Here is a 14,603-nt window from a genome sequence, read left to right as displayed (position 1 = left end):
TCCGCGCCCCCAGCGCCGGCCTTACTTGGCGGCGTCCATCAACAGCTTGTTCATGTCCTCATAGGACTTGGCGCCCACCGCGACCTTGCCGTTGATGACGAAGGACGGGGTGGAATCGATGCCGAATTGCTTGTTGCCATGTTCAGCCCGCGCCTGAATGCCGTCGAACAGATCCTGACGCTGCAAGCAGGCATCCACATCGGTGCTGCTCAATCCGGCCAAGCGCACGGTCTTTTTCAGCCCGTCCAGCGGATCCTTCGAGCCCAGCCACTTGTCCTGCTGCTCCATGATCAGGGCCAGCACGCCGAAATAGCGTTCGGGACCGGCGCAATGGGCGATCATCGAGGCGCCGATGGACAACCCCGCCGGACCGGTGGGGAAATCGCGATAGATCAGCTTGGCCTTGCCGGTGTCGACCCAGTTCTTCTTGATCTCGGGCAGGGTGGTCTTGTGGAAATTGGCGCAATGGCCGCAGGTGGTGGACGCGTATTCGATGATGGTCACCGGCGCGTCAGCCTTTCCCTGCACCTGATCGATGGGGAAGCTGTCATCTTTTCCAGCGGCCCAGGCAACAGGAGCGGACAAGGCCACGACAGCGGCACACAACCAAGCAAGAACCTTCACGGGAACCTCCATCATACGATGGCGGGGATATTAGGCGTCGATCCGGGCCGGTTCAAGGCTTGGCCGCCACATGACGGCCCAAACGTTCCAACGCGGCGCGCAAATCCGGGTCCTCCACCTGTTCCAGCATCCGATCCAAGCGGGCCTCGGCCTTGGGCTCCAAGGGGGCCGCCGCCGGTTTGGAGCGCGGCGGCAACGGGCCGTGGCGCAATTTCAGCCGGGCCACCGCCCCCCAACCGAAATAGCCGTTGATCCGGTCCAGGATCAATGGTTCCAGATGCTGCAATTCGGTGGCGAAGGCCGAATTGGCGACCTTGATCTCCAAGGTGCCGCCGGTCCGTTCGTTGGGGGGGAAGCGCACCCGGATGGGCAAGGTATAAGAAGACACCGCGGCGCCGACGATGGCCGGCCAATCGACGATCATCGCCCCGCCGGCGAAACCGTGGCGGCCAAAAATGGGTTTGGTCAGCTGTCCCACCGGAATGCCCACCTGCACCATGCCGTAACGGCGTTTGTCCTTGTCGGTTTTGTCGGCGCTCATGGACACAAGGATAATCCAGCCGTTAAGCTGCCGCCATGCCTGTCTGCGACCCCACCGCCCTGTCTCAATCCCTGCTTGCCTGGTACGACCGCGCCGGCCGCACCCTGCCATGGCGCAAAAAGGGCGGCGCCGCGGCCGATCCTTATCATGTATGGCTGTCCGAGGTCATGCTGCAACAAACCACCGTGGTCGTGGTGGCCCCTTATTTTCTGCGCTTTCTCGAACGCTGGCCGACCGTCGCCGCCCTGGCCGGCGCCAGCTCCGACGAGGTCATGCATGCCTGGGCCGGCCTCGGCTATTACGCCCGCGCCCGCAACCTGCATGCTTGCGCCAAGGTGGTGGCCGAATGGCGCGGCGGCGCCTTTCCCGACGACGAGGAATCCCTGCGCAAGCTGCCCGGCATCGGCGATTACACCGCCGCCGCCATCGCCGCCATCGCCTTTGGCCGGCGGGCGGTGGTGATGGATGGCAATGTGGAACGGGTGATGGCGCGGCTTTTCGCCGTCAGCGAACCGCTTCCCGCCGCCAAGCCGCGGCTGAAAGCCTTGGCCGCCAGCCTGACGCCCGACCTGCGCCCCGGCGATTACGCCCAGGCGGTGATGGATTTGGGGGCGACGCTGTGCACACCCCGCAATCCAGCCTGCGGCATCTGTCCGTGGATGGCCGCCTGCGACGGCCGCAAACAAGGCATCGAAGCCGAATTGCCGGCCAAACTGGCCAAGGCCGAACGCCCGACCCGCCACGGCGTGATGTTTTGGGCCGCACGCAAGGACGGCGCCGTGCTGCTGCGCCGGCGGCCGCCACAAGGCCTGCTGGGCGGGATGATGGAAATTCCCTCGACCCCGTGGCGGGAAAGTCCATGGCAGGCGGACGAACTGGCGGCGGAACAGCCGCTTGCCGCCCCGTGGCGGCCCCTCCCCGGATTGGTCCGCCACACTTTCACCCATTTTCACCTGGAACTTCGTCTGGTCGCTGGCAAAGCCAGCAGCAACGCGACCCCGCTTGGCATCTGGGTGGCGCTGGACAAGCTGGGCGATCACGCTTTACCCAGCGTGATGAACAAGGTGATCCGCCACGCCCTCGCCAAGGCCTATTAACCAAGGACCATGACCATGCGCGCCAGGAACCTTGCCTCTTTTTTGCTGCTGGCCATTATCGCCGCCGGAACCGCCGCCGCGTCGGCCGCCGACGCCAACGCCCCGGGCGAGCGTCTGCTTTTGGTGCCGCCGACAGGTTGGGCGCCGGTGCAATTGCAACGCAGCGAAAAGATGATCGTGACCCGGCTTTATCCGCCCGGCCAGGACGAAAAATCCTGGACCGAGATTTTGACCGTGCAGATCTATCCGCATTCGACCCAATCGGCCCGCCAATTCGCCGAAAGCATCGTCCAATATTCCCGCGACGCCTGCGAGGCCGCCGGCCCCGGCCCGATCAGCGAACGACCGGTCAACGGCTACCCCATGGCCACCGTCTCGGTGGCATGCTCGAAGGGTAAAACCTCGGGCCATGGCGGGTTCGTCCTTGCCACCGCCATCCAGGGCAAGGACGCGTTATACGCGGTGCAGCGGCAATGGCGCGGCCCCCCCTTCGGCCCCCAGGACAGTCCGGCCTTCCCCGCCGACATGCTGCGGCAATGGAGCGCCTTCGCCCAATCCGTCGGCCTGTGTGACAGCCGCGACACCCGCCATCCCTGTCCCTAAGGCCAAATCCGTTCAGATGGTGCACTGGCCATCTGAACGAATCAGGGCATGATTTGTTGATGTTGAGGGGATGACCGGCCCGCTTCCGTTCAGGTCAATTCGAAGCGGGGGAAATCCACCTCGGTCCCCGCCGCCAGATTGAAGTAATTGGTGAAGATGTTCAGCGCCACGTGACCGATGATCTCGACAATGGCGTCATCGCCATAGCCAGCGTTGCGCACCGCTTGAAAATCGGCTTCGGACAGGCGACCGCGCTTGGTCACCAAGGCGCGGGCCAAGGTCAGGGCGGCGGCAACCTTGGGCTCGGCGCTCTTGCCCAGCAGATTATCGCGGGCCTCGGCCTCACCGATCCCCAGCGACTTGCCAACCGCCGCATGGGCCGAGGCGCAATAGGTGCAGGCATTGATGCCGGCCACCGCCAAGGCGATATGTTCCCGCAACTTGCGATCCAGTCCGCCCTTGCCCAACGCCCCGGCAAAGGCCAGGTAACCGTCCAAGGTGGCCGGGCTGTTGGCCATGGCCTTGAAGATGTTGGGAACGGCGCCGAAGCTGCGCTTGACCCCATCCAGCAGCGGCTTGGCCGACGCATTGGCTTGGGCGGGATCAATGAGCGGGATATTGGCCATGATGTTTCTCCTCGAAGGAATGTTGGAACGCTTGTGATGTCCCGTACCATGCCATACGATAGAGCATTTATTGTCCTTACTTGATTGCAGATCGTCCTATCATGTCCACTATCGAAACCTGCCACAATCTTTCCGTCGACCGCCTTGCCGGAATTTTGCACCGGGTCCGGGTCTCGGCGCGGGTGTTTCACACCGGCCCGCTGGCGGCGCCAGCCCGGTTTTCCGACGACATGGAGGGGGCCGGCCACCTGCATGTCTTGCGCCATGGCAAGCTGCGTCTCACCGATCACGGCGGGAATGTCCACGACATCGCCGCCCCGGCGGCCATCTTGTTGGCTCGGCCGCGACCGCATGATCTGTGCGGGCTGAACGGCGGCGCCGACCTGGCCTGCGCCACCGTCGATCTGGGCGGAACCGCCAATCCCCTGATCCGCGCCTTGCCGCCGATCCTGGTGATGCCCTTGAACGATGGCGGCCAAGGCTCCCAATTGGCGGCCATTCTTGACCTGCTGTTCGTCGAGGCGAATCAGCGTCATTGCGGCCATCAAGTGATCATGGACCGCCTGGCCGAAGCCGCCATCGTCCATATCTTGCGCCAATCCATGGACACCCCATCCGGCTTGGGCCTTTTGGCCGGACTGGCCCATCCGCACCTGGCCTTGGCCCTGACCGCCATGCACGACAATCCCGAACGGGACTGGACGCTGGAAACCCTGGCCGACAGCGCCGGCTTGTCGCGCAGCGTCTTCGCCGAAACCTTTCATCAGGTGGTCGGACAACCGCCGGGTCAGTATCTGAGCGGTTGGCGCATGCTGCTGGCACGGGCCGCGCTGGAGCGGGGAACCTCGCTCAAACGGGTGGCGCAAGAGGTCGGCTATGCCAGCCCGGCGGCGTTGTCACGGGCATTTTCGCGTCATTTCGGCGCCAGCGCCAGGGACTTGCTTAAGGCTGGGCGCTAAGCGCGGCCACGGCGCGCAACGTGTCGGCCAGGGCGGCGCAATCGCCATTGCCGGTTTTGCCAGCCAGTTCCAAGGCCCCGGCGGCGGCGGCGATACCGGCAAAGCCCAGATTGGCCGCCGCCCCTTTCAAGGTGTGGGCGGCAGTGGCGGCGGCGACCACCTCCCCCGCCTGCAACGGCGCGGCGATATTGCCCAGATAGGTGGGCAATTTGGCCACGAACGAATTGCGCAGATGATCGAAGCTGTCATCGCCCAAGGCGTCACGCAGATCGGCGACCACCGCTTCGTCGATCAGCGCCGCCGCAGGGGCCGCGCGGCGATCCCGCTCGGTTCGGGCCTGGATCAACCGCTCGCTCCAACGGTCCAAGGTGGCCGACAACCGGCGGCGGTCGATGGGTTTGGCGATGAAATCATCCATGCCCGCCGCCATGCAAGCCTCGCGGTCGGCGGCCATGGCGTTGGCGGTCATGGCAATGATGACCAGCCCGGATTTTCCCCGCTCCAGCCCCCGGATCATCCGCGTCGCCGCCAGCCCATCGACGCGCGGCATCTGCATATCCATCAGCACCAGGTCATAATCGCCGGACCGAACCAGCTCCACCGCCTCGGCCCCATCATCGGCCACATCGGCACGGTGCCCCAGCTTGGCGAGCAAGCCCACCGCCACCTGTTGATTGATGGCGTTGTCCTCGGCCACCAGGATGCGCAAGGGAAAGGCCGCGACCTCGTCGGCCGACACCGCGACGCCGGGCGCTTCGACCGCGACGTCGGCCCTCCCCAGCAAGGCCAGCAGGCTTCGCAGCAAAACGCTTTGCCGCACCGGCTTGTGTAAGACCGTGTCGATGCCCAAATGCTGCGCCCGCTCGGCCAATTCGGCATCCCCGGCCGAGGTCGCCAGCAAAATGGCCAACGAGGCAAAAGCGGGATCGCCATGGATCATCGCCGCCAGATCGATTCCGGTCACCCCTGGCATCAGATAGTCCAGCACCATCACCTGAAACGGTGGCGCGGCCCCCCGCAAGATGGCCAAAGCCGCCATGGCGTCGGCGGCACAGACCGCATCGGCCCCCCAGGCCAGAAGTTGGCGCTGGAAGATCTCGGTATTGATGGGATTGTCATCCACCACCAAGACGCGGATTCCGCTCAACGGGTTTTGCGGCGCCGTGTCGGTCGGGGCTTCATCGCTGCGCAGCAGCGGCACCGAAAACCAGAATGTGCTGCCTTGGCCCTCGCGGCTGTCAAAGCCGATGGCGCCGCCCATCATGGTGACGATGCGCTTGCAGATGGCCAAGCCCAGACCGCTGCCGCCATAGCGACGCGCCGTCGATGCCTCGGCCTGGGAAAAGGTGCCGAACAGCTTGGCCTTGGCCGCCTCGGCGATCCCGATGCCGCTATCGGTGACGGCAATGCGCAAGCGCGCCCGCCCCGCCTCCGCGTCGCCGGACATTTCGACGGACACCTCGACGGCGATGGCGATGGCGCCGTGATCGGTGAACTTGACGGCATTGCCGGCAAGGTTCAGCAGCACCTGACGCAAGCGCCCGGCATCGCCACGAAACACCCCCTGGGCCGAGGGCGGAATGAAATAGGACAGATCGACATCCTTGTCGCGCAGCCGCGGCCCCAAGATATCGATCACCCCTTCGATCAGGGGCGCGATTTCGAACGACGTTTCCTCGAATTCCAGCCGCCCGGCCTCCATCTTCGAGAAATCCAAAATGTCGTTGAGAATGGTCAGCAACGATTCCGCCGATATGCGCACCGTATTGGCGAAATGTGCCTGATCGCGATCCAGCCGGGTGTCCAGCAACAGGCTGGTCATGCCGATGATCCCATTCATCGGCGTGCGGATTTCGTGGCTCATGGTCGCCAGGAATTCCGATTTGGCCTGATTGGCGGCTTCGGCGCCAATCTTGGCCTGACGCAGATCCGCGACCATGGCCTGCAATCGGGCGCCGCCCGCCAGAATCTGCCTGGCGACCAGGGCCGCCAAGCCCAGCACCGTCAGAACCGTCGCCAGCGCCAGGGCGATCTCAATGGCCAGATAGCGGTCCTTGCGCGTTTCGATCTCGGATTGCAGCGCCTCCATCCGCTGGCTGGCATGGAAAAACAGCCGCCCGGCATTTTCCCGCATGCGGTCCATCAGCGACGAAAACAAGCGCAGGGAACTTTCCACCTCGGCCATCGCCGGCCCCAGCCGGTCGGCGGCATCGACCTCGTATAAACCATTGCGGCGGGTTAACAGGGCATTGGCCTGATTTATCTTCAGGTCGATATCGAACAGCTTGGTCCGCAATTCGACGATCTCAGGCAGGAAATCCTGGCTGTCGGCGGTTGGCCGAAACGCGATAGACCGGATCATCTCGTCGCGTCCGCCCATATTGAGACGGATCACTTCCTCGGCGACGCCCCCGATCTCCAGAACATCAAGCCGTCGCCCCAAGGCCAGCACATGCTGCTTGGCCTCGTCGCGCAAACGTTCCAGGGCCAGCGGATGGCGGGCCGAGGCCATCTGGTACAAGGACGATTCCATCCGGCCGATGTCTTGGATGATCAACTCGGCCATGACCAGCCGGGCTTTTTCATTCTCGGTCGAACGGTCCAACTCGTCGATCAAACGGGCAAAGACCTGATCCAGCACGATCAGCAAGACAAAACCGACCAGAAACGAGGTCAGCAACAGCCCCATGCGGGCCAAGGGATGAAGGCCGACAAAAATTTTCATCGCGGATTTCCTGTCCTCATCGGCCGCAATGCCACCCGCGCATGTCGATCCTCGCCGTGACGTCGAACAAAGACGGCAGGCTTGGAAAATATCCGCGAACAACCGCGCCTGCATTCAACCATCGGGGCGGAGAAAAGTCCATGCGGACGCGCTTTGTTCCGCCTATACTCCGGCCATGTCCGCGCCGCCAGCCCCCCCCCGCATCCTGATCCCCCATGCCCCCGCCCTGGTCGTATCCTTGCGCGGCGCCGTGCTGCTTGATACCGACGGCGAATTTCATCCCTTATCCCTGGCCGCCGCCGCCAAACGGGCCAAGGATGAATGCCCCATGCTCTGCCATGCCCCGGCGGTGGCCAGCCGGCTGGGGATCGAGCCGTTCATTTGCCTGGATTTGCTGGAACTGTTCGCCTTTGTCCGCCCGGCGCGATTCTGCCTGCCGACGCCCAAGGGGCTTGCCGAGGCCATGGGACTGGCCCGCCCCCACGACGCCGAGGACGAGGCCGAAGCGTTGATCCGCGTCGCCCGCACCTTGTTGCAGGAACTGGCCGAGCGCACCAGTGGCGATACCGCCGCCCGCGCCTCGGACACCCGCTCGACCGCTTGGGCCATGGCCCGCGCCGGCTGGGGCTGGGGCAATCCGGTGCTGGCCGCCCTGGGGGTTTCCGGCGATGGCGGGCGCGGCTCGGGCCTGCGGGTGTGGGAACGGCTGCCGGAATGGTCTGAACACGCCCCCGAACCGGCCGCCGGCACCATCCCGGTCGAGCCGTCCGAAGCCCGCCAACGGCTGGACCGCCTGCTTGGCAGCGATTCCGAACAGCGTCCGGCCCAAGCCGATTACGCCAGCGCCGCCGCCGCCGCCTTTCAGCCCCGCGACCAGGCGGGCGAACCGCGTCTGGTGCTGGCCGAGGCCGGCACCGGCACCGGCAAGACGCTGGGCTATATCGCCCCCGCCTCGGTATGGGCGGAAAAGAACGGGGCTCCGGTGTGGATTTCCACTTACACCCGCAACCTGCAACGCCAGCTCGACGGCGAATTGGACCGTCTGTTTCCCGATCCCGGCACCAAGGCGCGCAAGGTGGTGGTGCGCAAGGGCCGCGAGAATTACCTGTGCCTGCTGAACCTGGAAGAACAAGTGGCCCGCAACCGGGCGCAAGAAGCGGTGGCTTCGGGGCTGATGGCGCGCTGGGCGCTGGCCACCCGCGACGGCGACATGGTCGGCGGCGATTTCCCCGCCTGGCTGGGCGATTTGCTTGGCCGCGTCCGCACGTTAGGGCTGGCGGATCGCCGCGGCGAATGCATTTTCTCGGCCTGCCCGCATTACACCAGATGCTTCATCGAGCGGGCCATCCGCCGCGCCCGCCGCGCCGACATCGTCATCGCCAACCACGCCTTGGTGATGATCCAGGCGGCCATGGGCGGGCTGGATGACGGCGCCGCCCCCACCCGCTATGTCTTCGACGAGGGCCACCACGTTTTCGACGCCGCCGACGGCGCCTTTTCCGCCCATTTGTCCGGCCTTGAGGGCATCGAAGTGCGGCGCTGGCTGCTGGGGGCCGAAGACGGCGGCACCGGCACCGGCGCCCGTTCGCGCGCGCGCGGGCTCAAGCGCCGGGCCGAAGACTTGCTGGGACTGGCCGAGGAAGCCCCCGCCGCCCTTGACGCGGCATTGGCCGCCGCCCACGCCTTGCCGGCCACCGGCTGGCAAAACCGTTTACAAGACGGCGCCCCGATCAATGCCGCCGAACGCTTTTTGGCCCTGGTCCGTCAGCAGGTCTATGCCCGCACGCAAGGGGCCGATTCGCCCTATAGCCTGGAAACCGAATGCGCCCCAGCCATCGACGGACTGGCCGAAGCCGCCGCCGAATTGGCCCATTGCCTGGGCAAGCTGGGGGCACCCTTGCAGACCCTGGCCCGCGTGCTCGGCAAAAGCCTCGATGATGACGCCGCCGAATTGGACAGCGCCACCCGTTCGCGCATCGAGGGGCTGACCCGTTCGATCGAACGCCGGGCGCTGCTGCCCTTGAGCGGCTGGAAAGCCATGCTGGAGGAATTGCTGGAAGGCCGCAAAGCCGAGCAATACGTCGATTGGTTCAGCGTCGAGCGTTTCGATGGCCGCGATTTCGACGTCGGCATGCACCGCCATTGGATCGACCCCACCATTCCCTTCGCCAAGACGGTGGCCGAACCCGCCCACGGTCTGCTGATCACCTCGGCCACCTTGCGCGATGGCGAATCGGATCTTGGCTGGGCGGTGGCGGAACGCCGCAGCGGCGCAATTCACCTGCCGTCCCCGCCAACGCGCGCCGCCATGGCCTCGCCTTTCGATTACCCCGCGCAAACCCGGGTGCTGGTGGTGTCGGACGTGCGCAAGGACGATCTTAATCAAGTCGCCGCCGCCTATCGCGAATTGTTCATCGCCGCCGGCGGTGGCGGTTTGGGGCTGTTTACCGCCATCTCGCGCCTCAAAGCCGTGCATGCGCGCATCGCCGGCCCCCTGGACGAAGCCGGCCTGCCGCTGTTGGCCCAGCACATCGACAATCTCGACACCGCCACCCTGGTCGATATCTTCCGCGCCGAGGAAGAATCCTGCCTGCTTGGTACCGACGCGGTGCGCGACGGCGTCGATGTTCCCGGCCGCTCGCTGCGCCTGATCGTCTTTGATCGGGTGCCATGGCCGCGTCCCGACATCTTGCACAAGCACCGCCGCGCCGCCTTTGGCGGCAAATCCTATGACGACATGATCGCCCGATTGCGGTTGAAGCAAGCCTTTGGCCGGCTGGTGCGCCGGGCCGGCGACCACGGCGTCTTTGTCCTGCTTGACCCGATGATGCCGTCACGCCTGCACAGCGCCTTCCCGCCAGGGGTCGATGTGCGCAAGGTCGGATTAGCCGAAGCGGTGGCGGAAACACAGGCTTTTCTGCAAGGGCAGGACGGCCGCTCGCCGGCGGATTCGCCCGCCGGCTGAGGATCGCGATGATCGGTTCCGCTCAACGGGATATGGGATTAGCCTTCCATCTGTCGCCCTTCCTTGAAAGACGGGAACAAAGGCTGTCCCATTCATCCTTATGCCGCGTTTTCCGGCGCGCCATAAAAATGTCCGGGGAAATCTTGGACAGCCAAGACTCCCCCGGATGATTTCATCGGGGTGTAAGAGGTGCCGGCGGGAATGAAGGCGTTGTGGCAATGGCTAACTGCGTCTCGCCCCCGAGGCTGGTGAAGAACTTGTCCTTGTCCTTCGGCCAGACTAACTGACGCGGATTCCCGTTTCACATTGGCAGTGAGGGCAAGGCCAATTCACGACTGCCTTGGCAGGTGCAGGCACATCACGTCGAACGGTATTGCCACCGCTTCGCAGGGATCGTCGTTGACGGCGTTGCTGCACGCCCAATGGTTCGCCTGGCCGATGACGTGGAGTTGATACAGGTACTGCTCGCCGCCGACGTAATCCTGGTAGGGCTCCGAGGCGAGGTCGGGATAGATCAGGTGGCGACCATAAATCACCGGGATCGGCTGGCCCAATCGGCCCTGGTTGCCCTGAGCCTGGAGCGAATAGGTCGGGCTGGGGGCCGGGGCGCTGCCGCTGCCACCCCAGTTGAGCGACGGCATGGAGGGCTTGGGGGCCGGGATCACCGTATTGATCAGCATCGAGCCGGCCAGGGCGATGCCAGCGGTGGCCATGGCGGCGGCGGTATATCCCATGGCCGCCGCCGCCATGGGACCCAGATAGATGGCGGCCACCATCACCGCGATGGTCAGCACGATCCGCATGGGGTTCTTGCCGCCCCCACAACCGCCTCCGCCGCCCTGGGGCCAGCGAATGACGGTGACGATTTCGCCGTCGCCGATGGCCCGGACGGCATAGATGCCGACCGGCACCGCCATGCCGCCGATCAGGATTTCCGGCCCATCGGCCCAGCATTCCTCGGCAATGCCGCAAGCCTGCAACAGGCCGCCCACCGTGATCCCTGAGTCCACCGCATGCACCGAGCGGCTGGCCACCGGCTCGAACGGATTGGTGACGATGACGATGGAGGCGGTCATCACTGGTCGCCGATGAAGCGGTAGAAGCCCTCGACGGCCCAGCCGTTGAGCGCGAGCGCGTCCGAACGCTGGAACACCACCCCGGCGCCCTCGGCGCAATGCAGGACGCCGCCGCCATCAACATCGAGCCAGACGCCCACATGGATGGGATGGCGGGATCGGCGCAGCAGGACGCAATCTCCCTCTGCAGGCGTTTCAACCTTGGCCCAGCGCCGACGCTCGGGGTGGTCGCGGAAGGTCCGGCCCATGACCAGCATGTCCTCGGGATTGCCGATCTCGGGCAGCAGGCGGCCGAAATGGCGGGCCTGGACCATGCGGACGAATTCCCAGCAATTGAAGGAGTCCGGCCCGCTGCCGCCGGAGGCGGCAATTCGTTCATTGGCGGCTTCGCCGCCGTGGACGGACCACGGCAGGCCGATCAAGGCGATGGCCCAATGGGGGGCGCCAACCGGCGACTGGCATTCGCGGGTCATTGTCGCTATCCTCATCTGGTCAGAATGGTCAGGAGATGCCCATGCACGCGTGGCCGGTTCAGGACGCCAAGGCCCGGTTCAGCGAGCTGCTGCGCAGCGCCGCAGCCGAAGGCCCGCAGGCGATCACCGTTCGGGGCCGCACCACGGCGGTGGTGATGTCCCAGGACGAGTACGAGCGGCTGAAGGGGCGCAAACCGTCGCTGGTGGAATTCCTGCGGGCTTCGCCGCTGTCCGGCGTGGACCTCGACGTCGAGCGCGACCGCTCGCCGTCGCGGGACATCGAGGTGTGAGCTATCTGGTCGACACCTGCGCCCTGTCCGAGCTGATCAGGCCCGCTCCGGCACCGCAGGTGGTGGAGTGGTTCGAGACCGTGCCGCAGGAGGCGCTGTTCATCAGCGCCCTGACCCTGGGGGAAATCCGCCGGGGCGCCGAAAAACTGGCCGACGGACGGCGGCGTGGCCGGATCATCGCCTGGCTGGAGATCGAATTGCCCGACTGGTTCGATAGCCGAGTGCTGCCGGTCGATCCGCCGTCGCCGATGAATGGGGCCGCCTGACCGCACGGATCAAACAGCCGCTGCCGGCCATCGACAGCCTGATCGCCGCCACCGCCCTGAAGCATCGCCTTACCGTGGTGACCCGCAACGTTGCCGATTTCTCGGCGGCCGGCGTCGATATCCTCAATCCCTGGGAAACCTGACCCCCGTTACCGCGCCAGGCCGGGAAAGCGCCGGGCGGTATAGGTGATGGACGGAAACGACTTGTTCCCCGCATCCAGCATGCGGGCGCGGCCGGTGACGCGGAGCGTATCGGCCTCGACCTCGGCCAGGGTCAGGGTGATGGGCGGGTCCATGTGCGGCCCCTCCAGGTCGGTGGAGAGGAAGGGCCGGTAGATGACCTCGATCCGGTCCTGGCTGATGGCCGCGGCTTCCAGCGCATCCGAGAGATCGCGGCCGACATTGTCGAGGGTGACGGCGATCTCGGGGACCGGGCCGGTGTCCACCGGGGGCAGGTCGAGATCGAAGGTGAGCGCGATGAAGGTGACCCTTTGCCCCCCGTTCCGCGCCGCTCCCGCCTCCAACCGGGCGGTGAGGTCGGCATGGTCGCGGACCACCCGGATCGGTTCGGCGAAGGTCGGGTGCCAGATTTCCAGGGTGTGCAGGATGACGGTGTCGGCGGGCGCGGCGGCGTAGGCTTCGCGCAACGCCTGGCTTAAGCGCGGATCAGGCATCCCGCCGGTCCTCGCCATAGGGGCACAGGGTGCGGGCTTCCAGCAGCAGGCGGATCTGGTGGACGATCTCGGACAGGCCCTCGACCGCCGAGCGCAGCGCCTCGGTCTGGCGGGCCTGCTCCTCGACCACATGGGCGAAGGCTTCGACCGGAACACCGGAGGAATCCGGCGGTTCCCGCCGCCACGACCACGCCCAGGCGAGGATGGCGATGATGATCACCGTGGCGGCGATGGCGGCGATCTGGACCATGGGGGCGGCTTGCCCCCACGCGCCCACATACTGGGTGGCGACGCCCGCCCAGATGTCCGGGGATTGTTCGGTCATGGCGTTGAATTCCGGGTCGGGGGGAAGGGGCTACCAGGAGAAGGCCAGGATCTCTTCCTGGGTGGCGAGTTTGGCGATGGCGGCTTCGGCCTGGTTGCTCGCCAGCCGAATGACCTCGCGCTCGGCATAGACCTCCTGGAGGGTTGTGGTGCCGTTCAGGGCGTCCCGCTCACGGGCGCGTTCGACCTTCCAGTCCAGGGTAGCGATCCGCTGCGCCGCTTCCGATTTGACCCGCCGAACCAGGGCGGTTCTGGCCGTCTGGAGTTCCCCGGCCTGCCTCTCGACGACGCGCGCCGCATCAATTTCGCGGACCTCGTCGTCGGTGACGCCGTCATAGCGATCAATGATCTCACCATAGACGAGTTGAAAGCGGTGGCCCAGGGTCGAATTCACCGGCAGATCGTGGTCGCTCTCGGGGCCGATGACGCCCCAGTCATTACCATGGGGGAAACTGATTTTGGCGGCCATGATCAATTCCCTCCGATGATCGGGACGATGTAGGGGTAGTTGGGCGTGGCCGATCTCCAGGGCCAGGCTGGGCAGCGTACCGCCCGAGGTGAAGACATGGTCGAAGGTGCCATCCCCATTGTCGGCGGTGGCAGGCGCACCAAACAGCCCCTTGAGCCAAAAGCCCAACGCCCGAATATCCAGTGGGACGCCGATATCGCCCTCGTCCTTGATCGCCTCGTAGAACGGGTCCTGGGCGTCGCGGCCCTGGCCCAGCAGCGGGTCGTAGCCCAGCGGGCGCTCGGCGCCTAAGCTGCATTCCTTGAACGACAGCCGGGTATAGCCGTCCATCGGCAGCGTGCCGTAGCTCGCCTCGAAGGCGGCCAGCAGCACGCAATCGGCGCCGTAAGCGCGCGTCTTGCCCATCGGTGAACTCCTTGTGGATCAGCCCAACGGGTCGGGGCTGGAATAGTGGATAGTGACGGGCACCGTGGCGCCCCGCAGGGCAGAAGCCCCGTCGATGGCGAGGCCCGATGTCTTGGGAGCACCCCAATCCAGCCATTCGGCCAGCCCTCCCAGGGATCGGTCGGCGGCCAGGGCGCTTCCCACCGCCACCAGCAAGGTGTCGAGGGCGGCGCTGTCGTCGTCCTGGCCGCGTTGGAGGATGACCTCGATCTCGCTCTGGTGTTCCCAAAGGTAGGTGACCGGCGATAGGACAACCTCCGGGTCGCCGGGATCGCCGTCGCGCAGGATGATCAGACCACCGGCAGGCACCGTCTCGGGCAACAGCGCTTCCCGCTTGGCCGTAGCGCCGGGTATGGTTTCCAACTGAGCCAACAGGGCGGTGAGAAGCTGTTCGCGGACGCTGGGCATGGGCGGGTATCCGAGCTGGATGCGGAGAATTTGGGCTGT

General features: G+C 65.6%; 16 protein-coding genes. 6 read left to right on the top strand and 10 right to left on the bottom strand.

All coding sequences use genetic code 11. The annotated features are described in order from the left end of the window. Positions 1-21 precede the first annotated feature (21 nt). Together KEC16_RS05715 and KEC16_RS05710 are read right to left on the bottom strand one after the other, a co-directional pair. On the bottom strand, positions 22-624 hold the full coding sequence (locus tag KEC16_RS05715; protein WP_346344036.1) for a DsbA family protein: 603 nt from the start codon (positions 622-624) through the stop codon (positions 22-24). A 52-nt stretch (positions 625-676) separates the two neighbouring features. Beyond that, positions 677-1,165: a DUF721 domain-containing protein gene (locus KEC16_RS05710; protein WP_211546733.1), complete on the bottom strand. Its 489-nt coding sequence runs from the start codon at positions 1,163-1,165 to the stop codon at positions 677-679. A gap of 35 nt (positions 1,166-1,200) precedes the next feature. Between KEC16_RS05710 and mutY the strand changes: the two genes are divergently transcribed. Together mutY and KEC16_RS05700 are read left to right on the top strand one after the other, a co-directional pair. Further along, entirely contained in the window at positions 1,201-2,262 is a 1,062-nt protein-coding gene (gene mutY / locus KEC16_RS05705; protein WP_211546731.1) for an A/G-specific adenine glycosylase, read from the top strand. Positions 2,263-2,277: 15 nt separating this feature from the next. Beyond that, positions 2,278-2,865, top strand: coding sequence for a hypothetical protein (locus tag KEC16_RS05700; RefSeq protein WP_211546728.1), 588 nt, complete (start codon positions 2,278-2,280; stop codon positions 2,863-2,865). An 89-nt stretch (positions 2,866-2,954) separates the two neighbouring features. Here KEC16_RS05700 and KEC16_RS05695 read toward each other — a convergent pair whose 3' ends face one another. Beyond that, complete coding sequence (locus KEC16_RS05695; RefSeq protein WP_211546726.1) at positions 2,955-3,491, bottom strand: carboxymuconolactone decarboxylase family protein; 537 nt, start codon at positions 3,489-3,491, stop codon at positions 2,955-2,957. A gap of 101 nt (positions 3,492-3,592) precedes the next feature. On the opposite strand from KEC16_RS05695, the gene KEC16_RS05690 reads away from it, so the two are divergent. Then, on the top strand, positions 3,593-4,450 hold the full coding sequence (locus KEC16_RS05690) for an AraC family transcriptional regulator (protein ID WP_211546724.1): 858 nt from the start codon (positions 3,593-3,595) through the stop codon (positions 4,448-4,450). Here KEC16_RS05690 and KEC16_RS05685 read toward each other — a convergent pair. Further along, positions 4,434-7,175, bottom strand: coding sequence for a hybrid sensor histidine kinase/response regulator (locus KEC16_RS05685; RefSeq protein WP_211546722.1), 2,742 nt, complete (start codon positions 7,173-7,175; stop codon positions 4,434-4,436). The genes KEC16_RS05690 and KEC16_RS05685 overlap by 17 nt on opposite strands. Before the next feature lie 175 nt (positions 7,176-7,350). On the opposite strand from KEC16_RS05685, the gene KEC16_RS05680 reads away from it, so the two are divergent. Next, a complete protein-coding gene (locus tag KEC16_RS05680; RefSeq protein WP_211546720.1) occupies positions 7,351-10,140 on the top strand; it encodes an ATP-dependent DNA helicase in 2,790 nt (929 codons plus the stop codon). A gap of 329 nt (positions 10,141-10,469) precedes the next feature. Here the strand turns inward: KEC16_RS05680 and KEC16_RS05675 are convergent, their stop codons facing one another. Together KEC16_RS05675 and KEC16_RS05670 are read right to left on the bottom strand one after the other, a co-directional pair. Next, entirely contained in the window at positions 10,470-11,216 is a 747-nt protein-coding gene (locus KEC16_RS05675) for a tail assembly protein (RefSeq protein ID WP_249208821.1), read from the bottom strand. Next, positions 11,216-11,689: an NlpC/P60 family protein gene (locus KEC16_RS05670; RefSeq protein ID WP_211546718.1), complete on the bottom strand. Its 474-nt coding sequence runs from the start codon at positions 11,687-11,689 to the stop codon at positions 11,216-11,218. The genes KEC16_RS05675 and KEC16_RS05670 overlap by 1 nt, the downstream gene beginning before the upstream one ends. A 41-nt stretch (positions 11,690-11,730) precedes the next feature. Here KEC16_RS05670 and KEC16_RS05665 point away from each other — a divergent pair, with 41 nt between their 5' ends. Together KEC16_RS05665 and KEC16_RS05660 are read left to right on the top strand one after the other, a co-directional pair. Continuing rightward, positions 11,731-11,979, top strand: a complete 249-nt coding sequence (locus tag KEC16_RS05665) for a type II toxin-antitoxin system Phd/YefM family antitoxin (RefSeq protein ID WP_211546716.1) — start codon at positions 11,731-11,733, stop codon at positions 11,977-11,979. Further along, positions 11,976-12,245 carry a PIN domain-containing protein gene (locus tag KEC16_RS05660; protein ID WP_211546714.1) on the top strand — a complete coding sequence of 90 codons (270 nt, stop codon included), beginning with the start codon at positions 11,976-11,978 and terminating at the stop codon, positions 12,243-12,245. The genes KEC16_RS05665 and KEC16_RS05660 overlap by 4 nt, the downstream gene beginning before the upstream one ends. Before the next feature lie 149 nt (positions 12,246-12,394). Here KEC16_RS05660 and KEC16_RS05655 read toward each other — a convergent pair whose 3' ends face one another. The 4 genes from KEC16_RS05655 to KEC16_RS05635 are packed head-to-tail and all read right to left on the bottom strand — an operon-like array spanning position 12,395 to position 14,564. Then, positions 12,395-12,919, bottom strand: a complete 525-nt coding sequence (locus KEC16_RS05655) for a DUF1833 family protein (RefSeq protein ID WP_211546712.1) — start codon at positions 12,917-12,919, stop codon at positions 12,395-12,397. Beyond that, positions 12,912-13,244, bottom strand: coding sequence for a hypothetical protein (locus KEC16_RS05650; protein ID WP_211546710.1), 333 nt, complete (start codon positions 13,242-13,244; stop codon positions 12,912-12,914). The genes KEC16_RS05655 and KEC16_RS05650 overlap by 8 nt, the downstream gene beginning before the upstream one ends. A 30-nt stretch (positions 13,245-13,274) precedes the next feature. Further along, positions 13,275-14,117: a phage tail tube protein gene (locus tag KEC16_RS19745; protein WP_249208819.1), complete on the bottom strand. Its 843-nt coding sequence runs from the start codon at positions 14,115-14,117 to the stop codon at positions 13,275-13,277. An 18-nt stretch (positions 14,118-14,135) separates the two neighbouring features. Next, positions 14,136-14,564 carry an acyl-CoA transferase gene (locus tag KEC16_RS05635; protein WP_211546708.1) on the bottom strand — a complete coding sequence of 143 codons (429 nt, stop codon included), beginning with the start codon at positions 14,562-14,564 and terminating at the stop codon, positions 14,136-14,138. Positions 14,565-14,603: the final 39 nt, after the last annotated feature.

Origin of the sequence: Magnetospirillum sulfuroxidans (assembly GCF_018224925.1) — a bacterium.
GTDB lineage: Bacteria > Pseudomonadota > Alphaproteobacteria > Rhodospirillales > Magnetospirillaceae > Magnetospirillum > Magnetospirillum sulfuroxidans.
This window is presented reverse-complemented; position numbering and strand designations above follow the sequence as displayed.

Excerpts from the sequence above, each read along its gene's own strand:
- KEC16_RS05680 (WP_211546720.1), top strand. The coding sequence starts at position 7,351 with ATGTCCGCGCCGCCAGCCCCCCCCCGCATCCTGATCCCCCATGCCCCC.
- KEC16_RS05635 (WP_211546708.1), bottom strand. The coding sequence starts at position 14,564 with ATGCCCAGCGTCCGCGAACAGCTTCTCACCGCCCTGTTGGCTCAGTTG.
- KEC16_RS05685 (WP_211546722.1), bottom strand. The coding sequence starts at position 7,175 with ATGAAAATTTTTGTCGGCCTTCATCCCTTGGCCCGCATGGGGCTGTTG.
- KEC16_RS05675 (WP_249208821.1), bottom strand. The coding sequence starts at position 11,216 with ATGACCGCCTCCATCGTCATCGTCACCAATCCGTTCGAGCCGGTGGCC.
- KEC16_RS05700 (WP_211546728.1), top strand. The coding sequence starts at position 2,278 with ATGCGCGCCAGGAACCTTGCCTCTTTTTTGCTGCTGGCCATTATCGCC.
- KEC16_RS19745 (WP_249208819.1), bottom strand. The coding sequence starts at position 14,117 with ATGGGCAAGACGCGCGCTTACGGCGCCGATTGCGTGCTGCTGGCCGCC.
- KEC16_RS05655 (WP_211546712.1), bottom strand. The coding sequence starts at position 12,919 with ATGCCTGATCCGCGCTTAAGCCAGGCGTTGCGCGAAGCCTACGCCGCC.
- KEC16_RS05690 (WP_211546724.1), top strand. The coding sequence starts at position 3,593 with ATGTCCACTATCGAAACCTGCCACAATCTTTCCGTCGACCGCCTTGCC.
- KEC16_RS05665 (WP_211546716.1), top strand. The coding sequence starts at position 11,731 with ATGCACGCGTGGCCGGTTCAGGACGCCAAGGCCCGGTTCAGCGAGCTG.
- mutY (WP_211546731.1), top strand. The coding sequence starts at position 1,201 with ATGCCTGTCTGCGACCCCACCGCCCTGTCTCAATCCCTGCTTGCCTGG.
- KEC16_RS05695 (WP_211546726.1), bottom strand. The coding sequence starts at position 3,491 with ATGGCCAATATCCCGCTCATTGATCCCGCCCAAGCCAATGCGTCGGCC.
- KEC16_RS05710 (WP_211546733.1), bottom strand. The coding sequence starts at position 1,165 with ATGAGCGCCGACAAAACCGACAAGGACAAACGCCGTTACGGCATGGTG.
- KEC16_RS05670 (WP_211546718.1), bottom strand. The coding sequence starts at position 11,689 with ATGACCCGCGAATGCCAGTCGCCGGTTGGCGCCCCCCATTGGGCCATC.
- KEC16_RS05650 (WP_211546710.1), bottom strand. The coding sequence starts at position 13,244 with ATGACCGAACAATCCCCGGACATCTGGGCGGGCGTCGCCACCCAGTAT.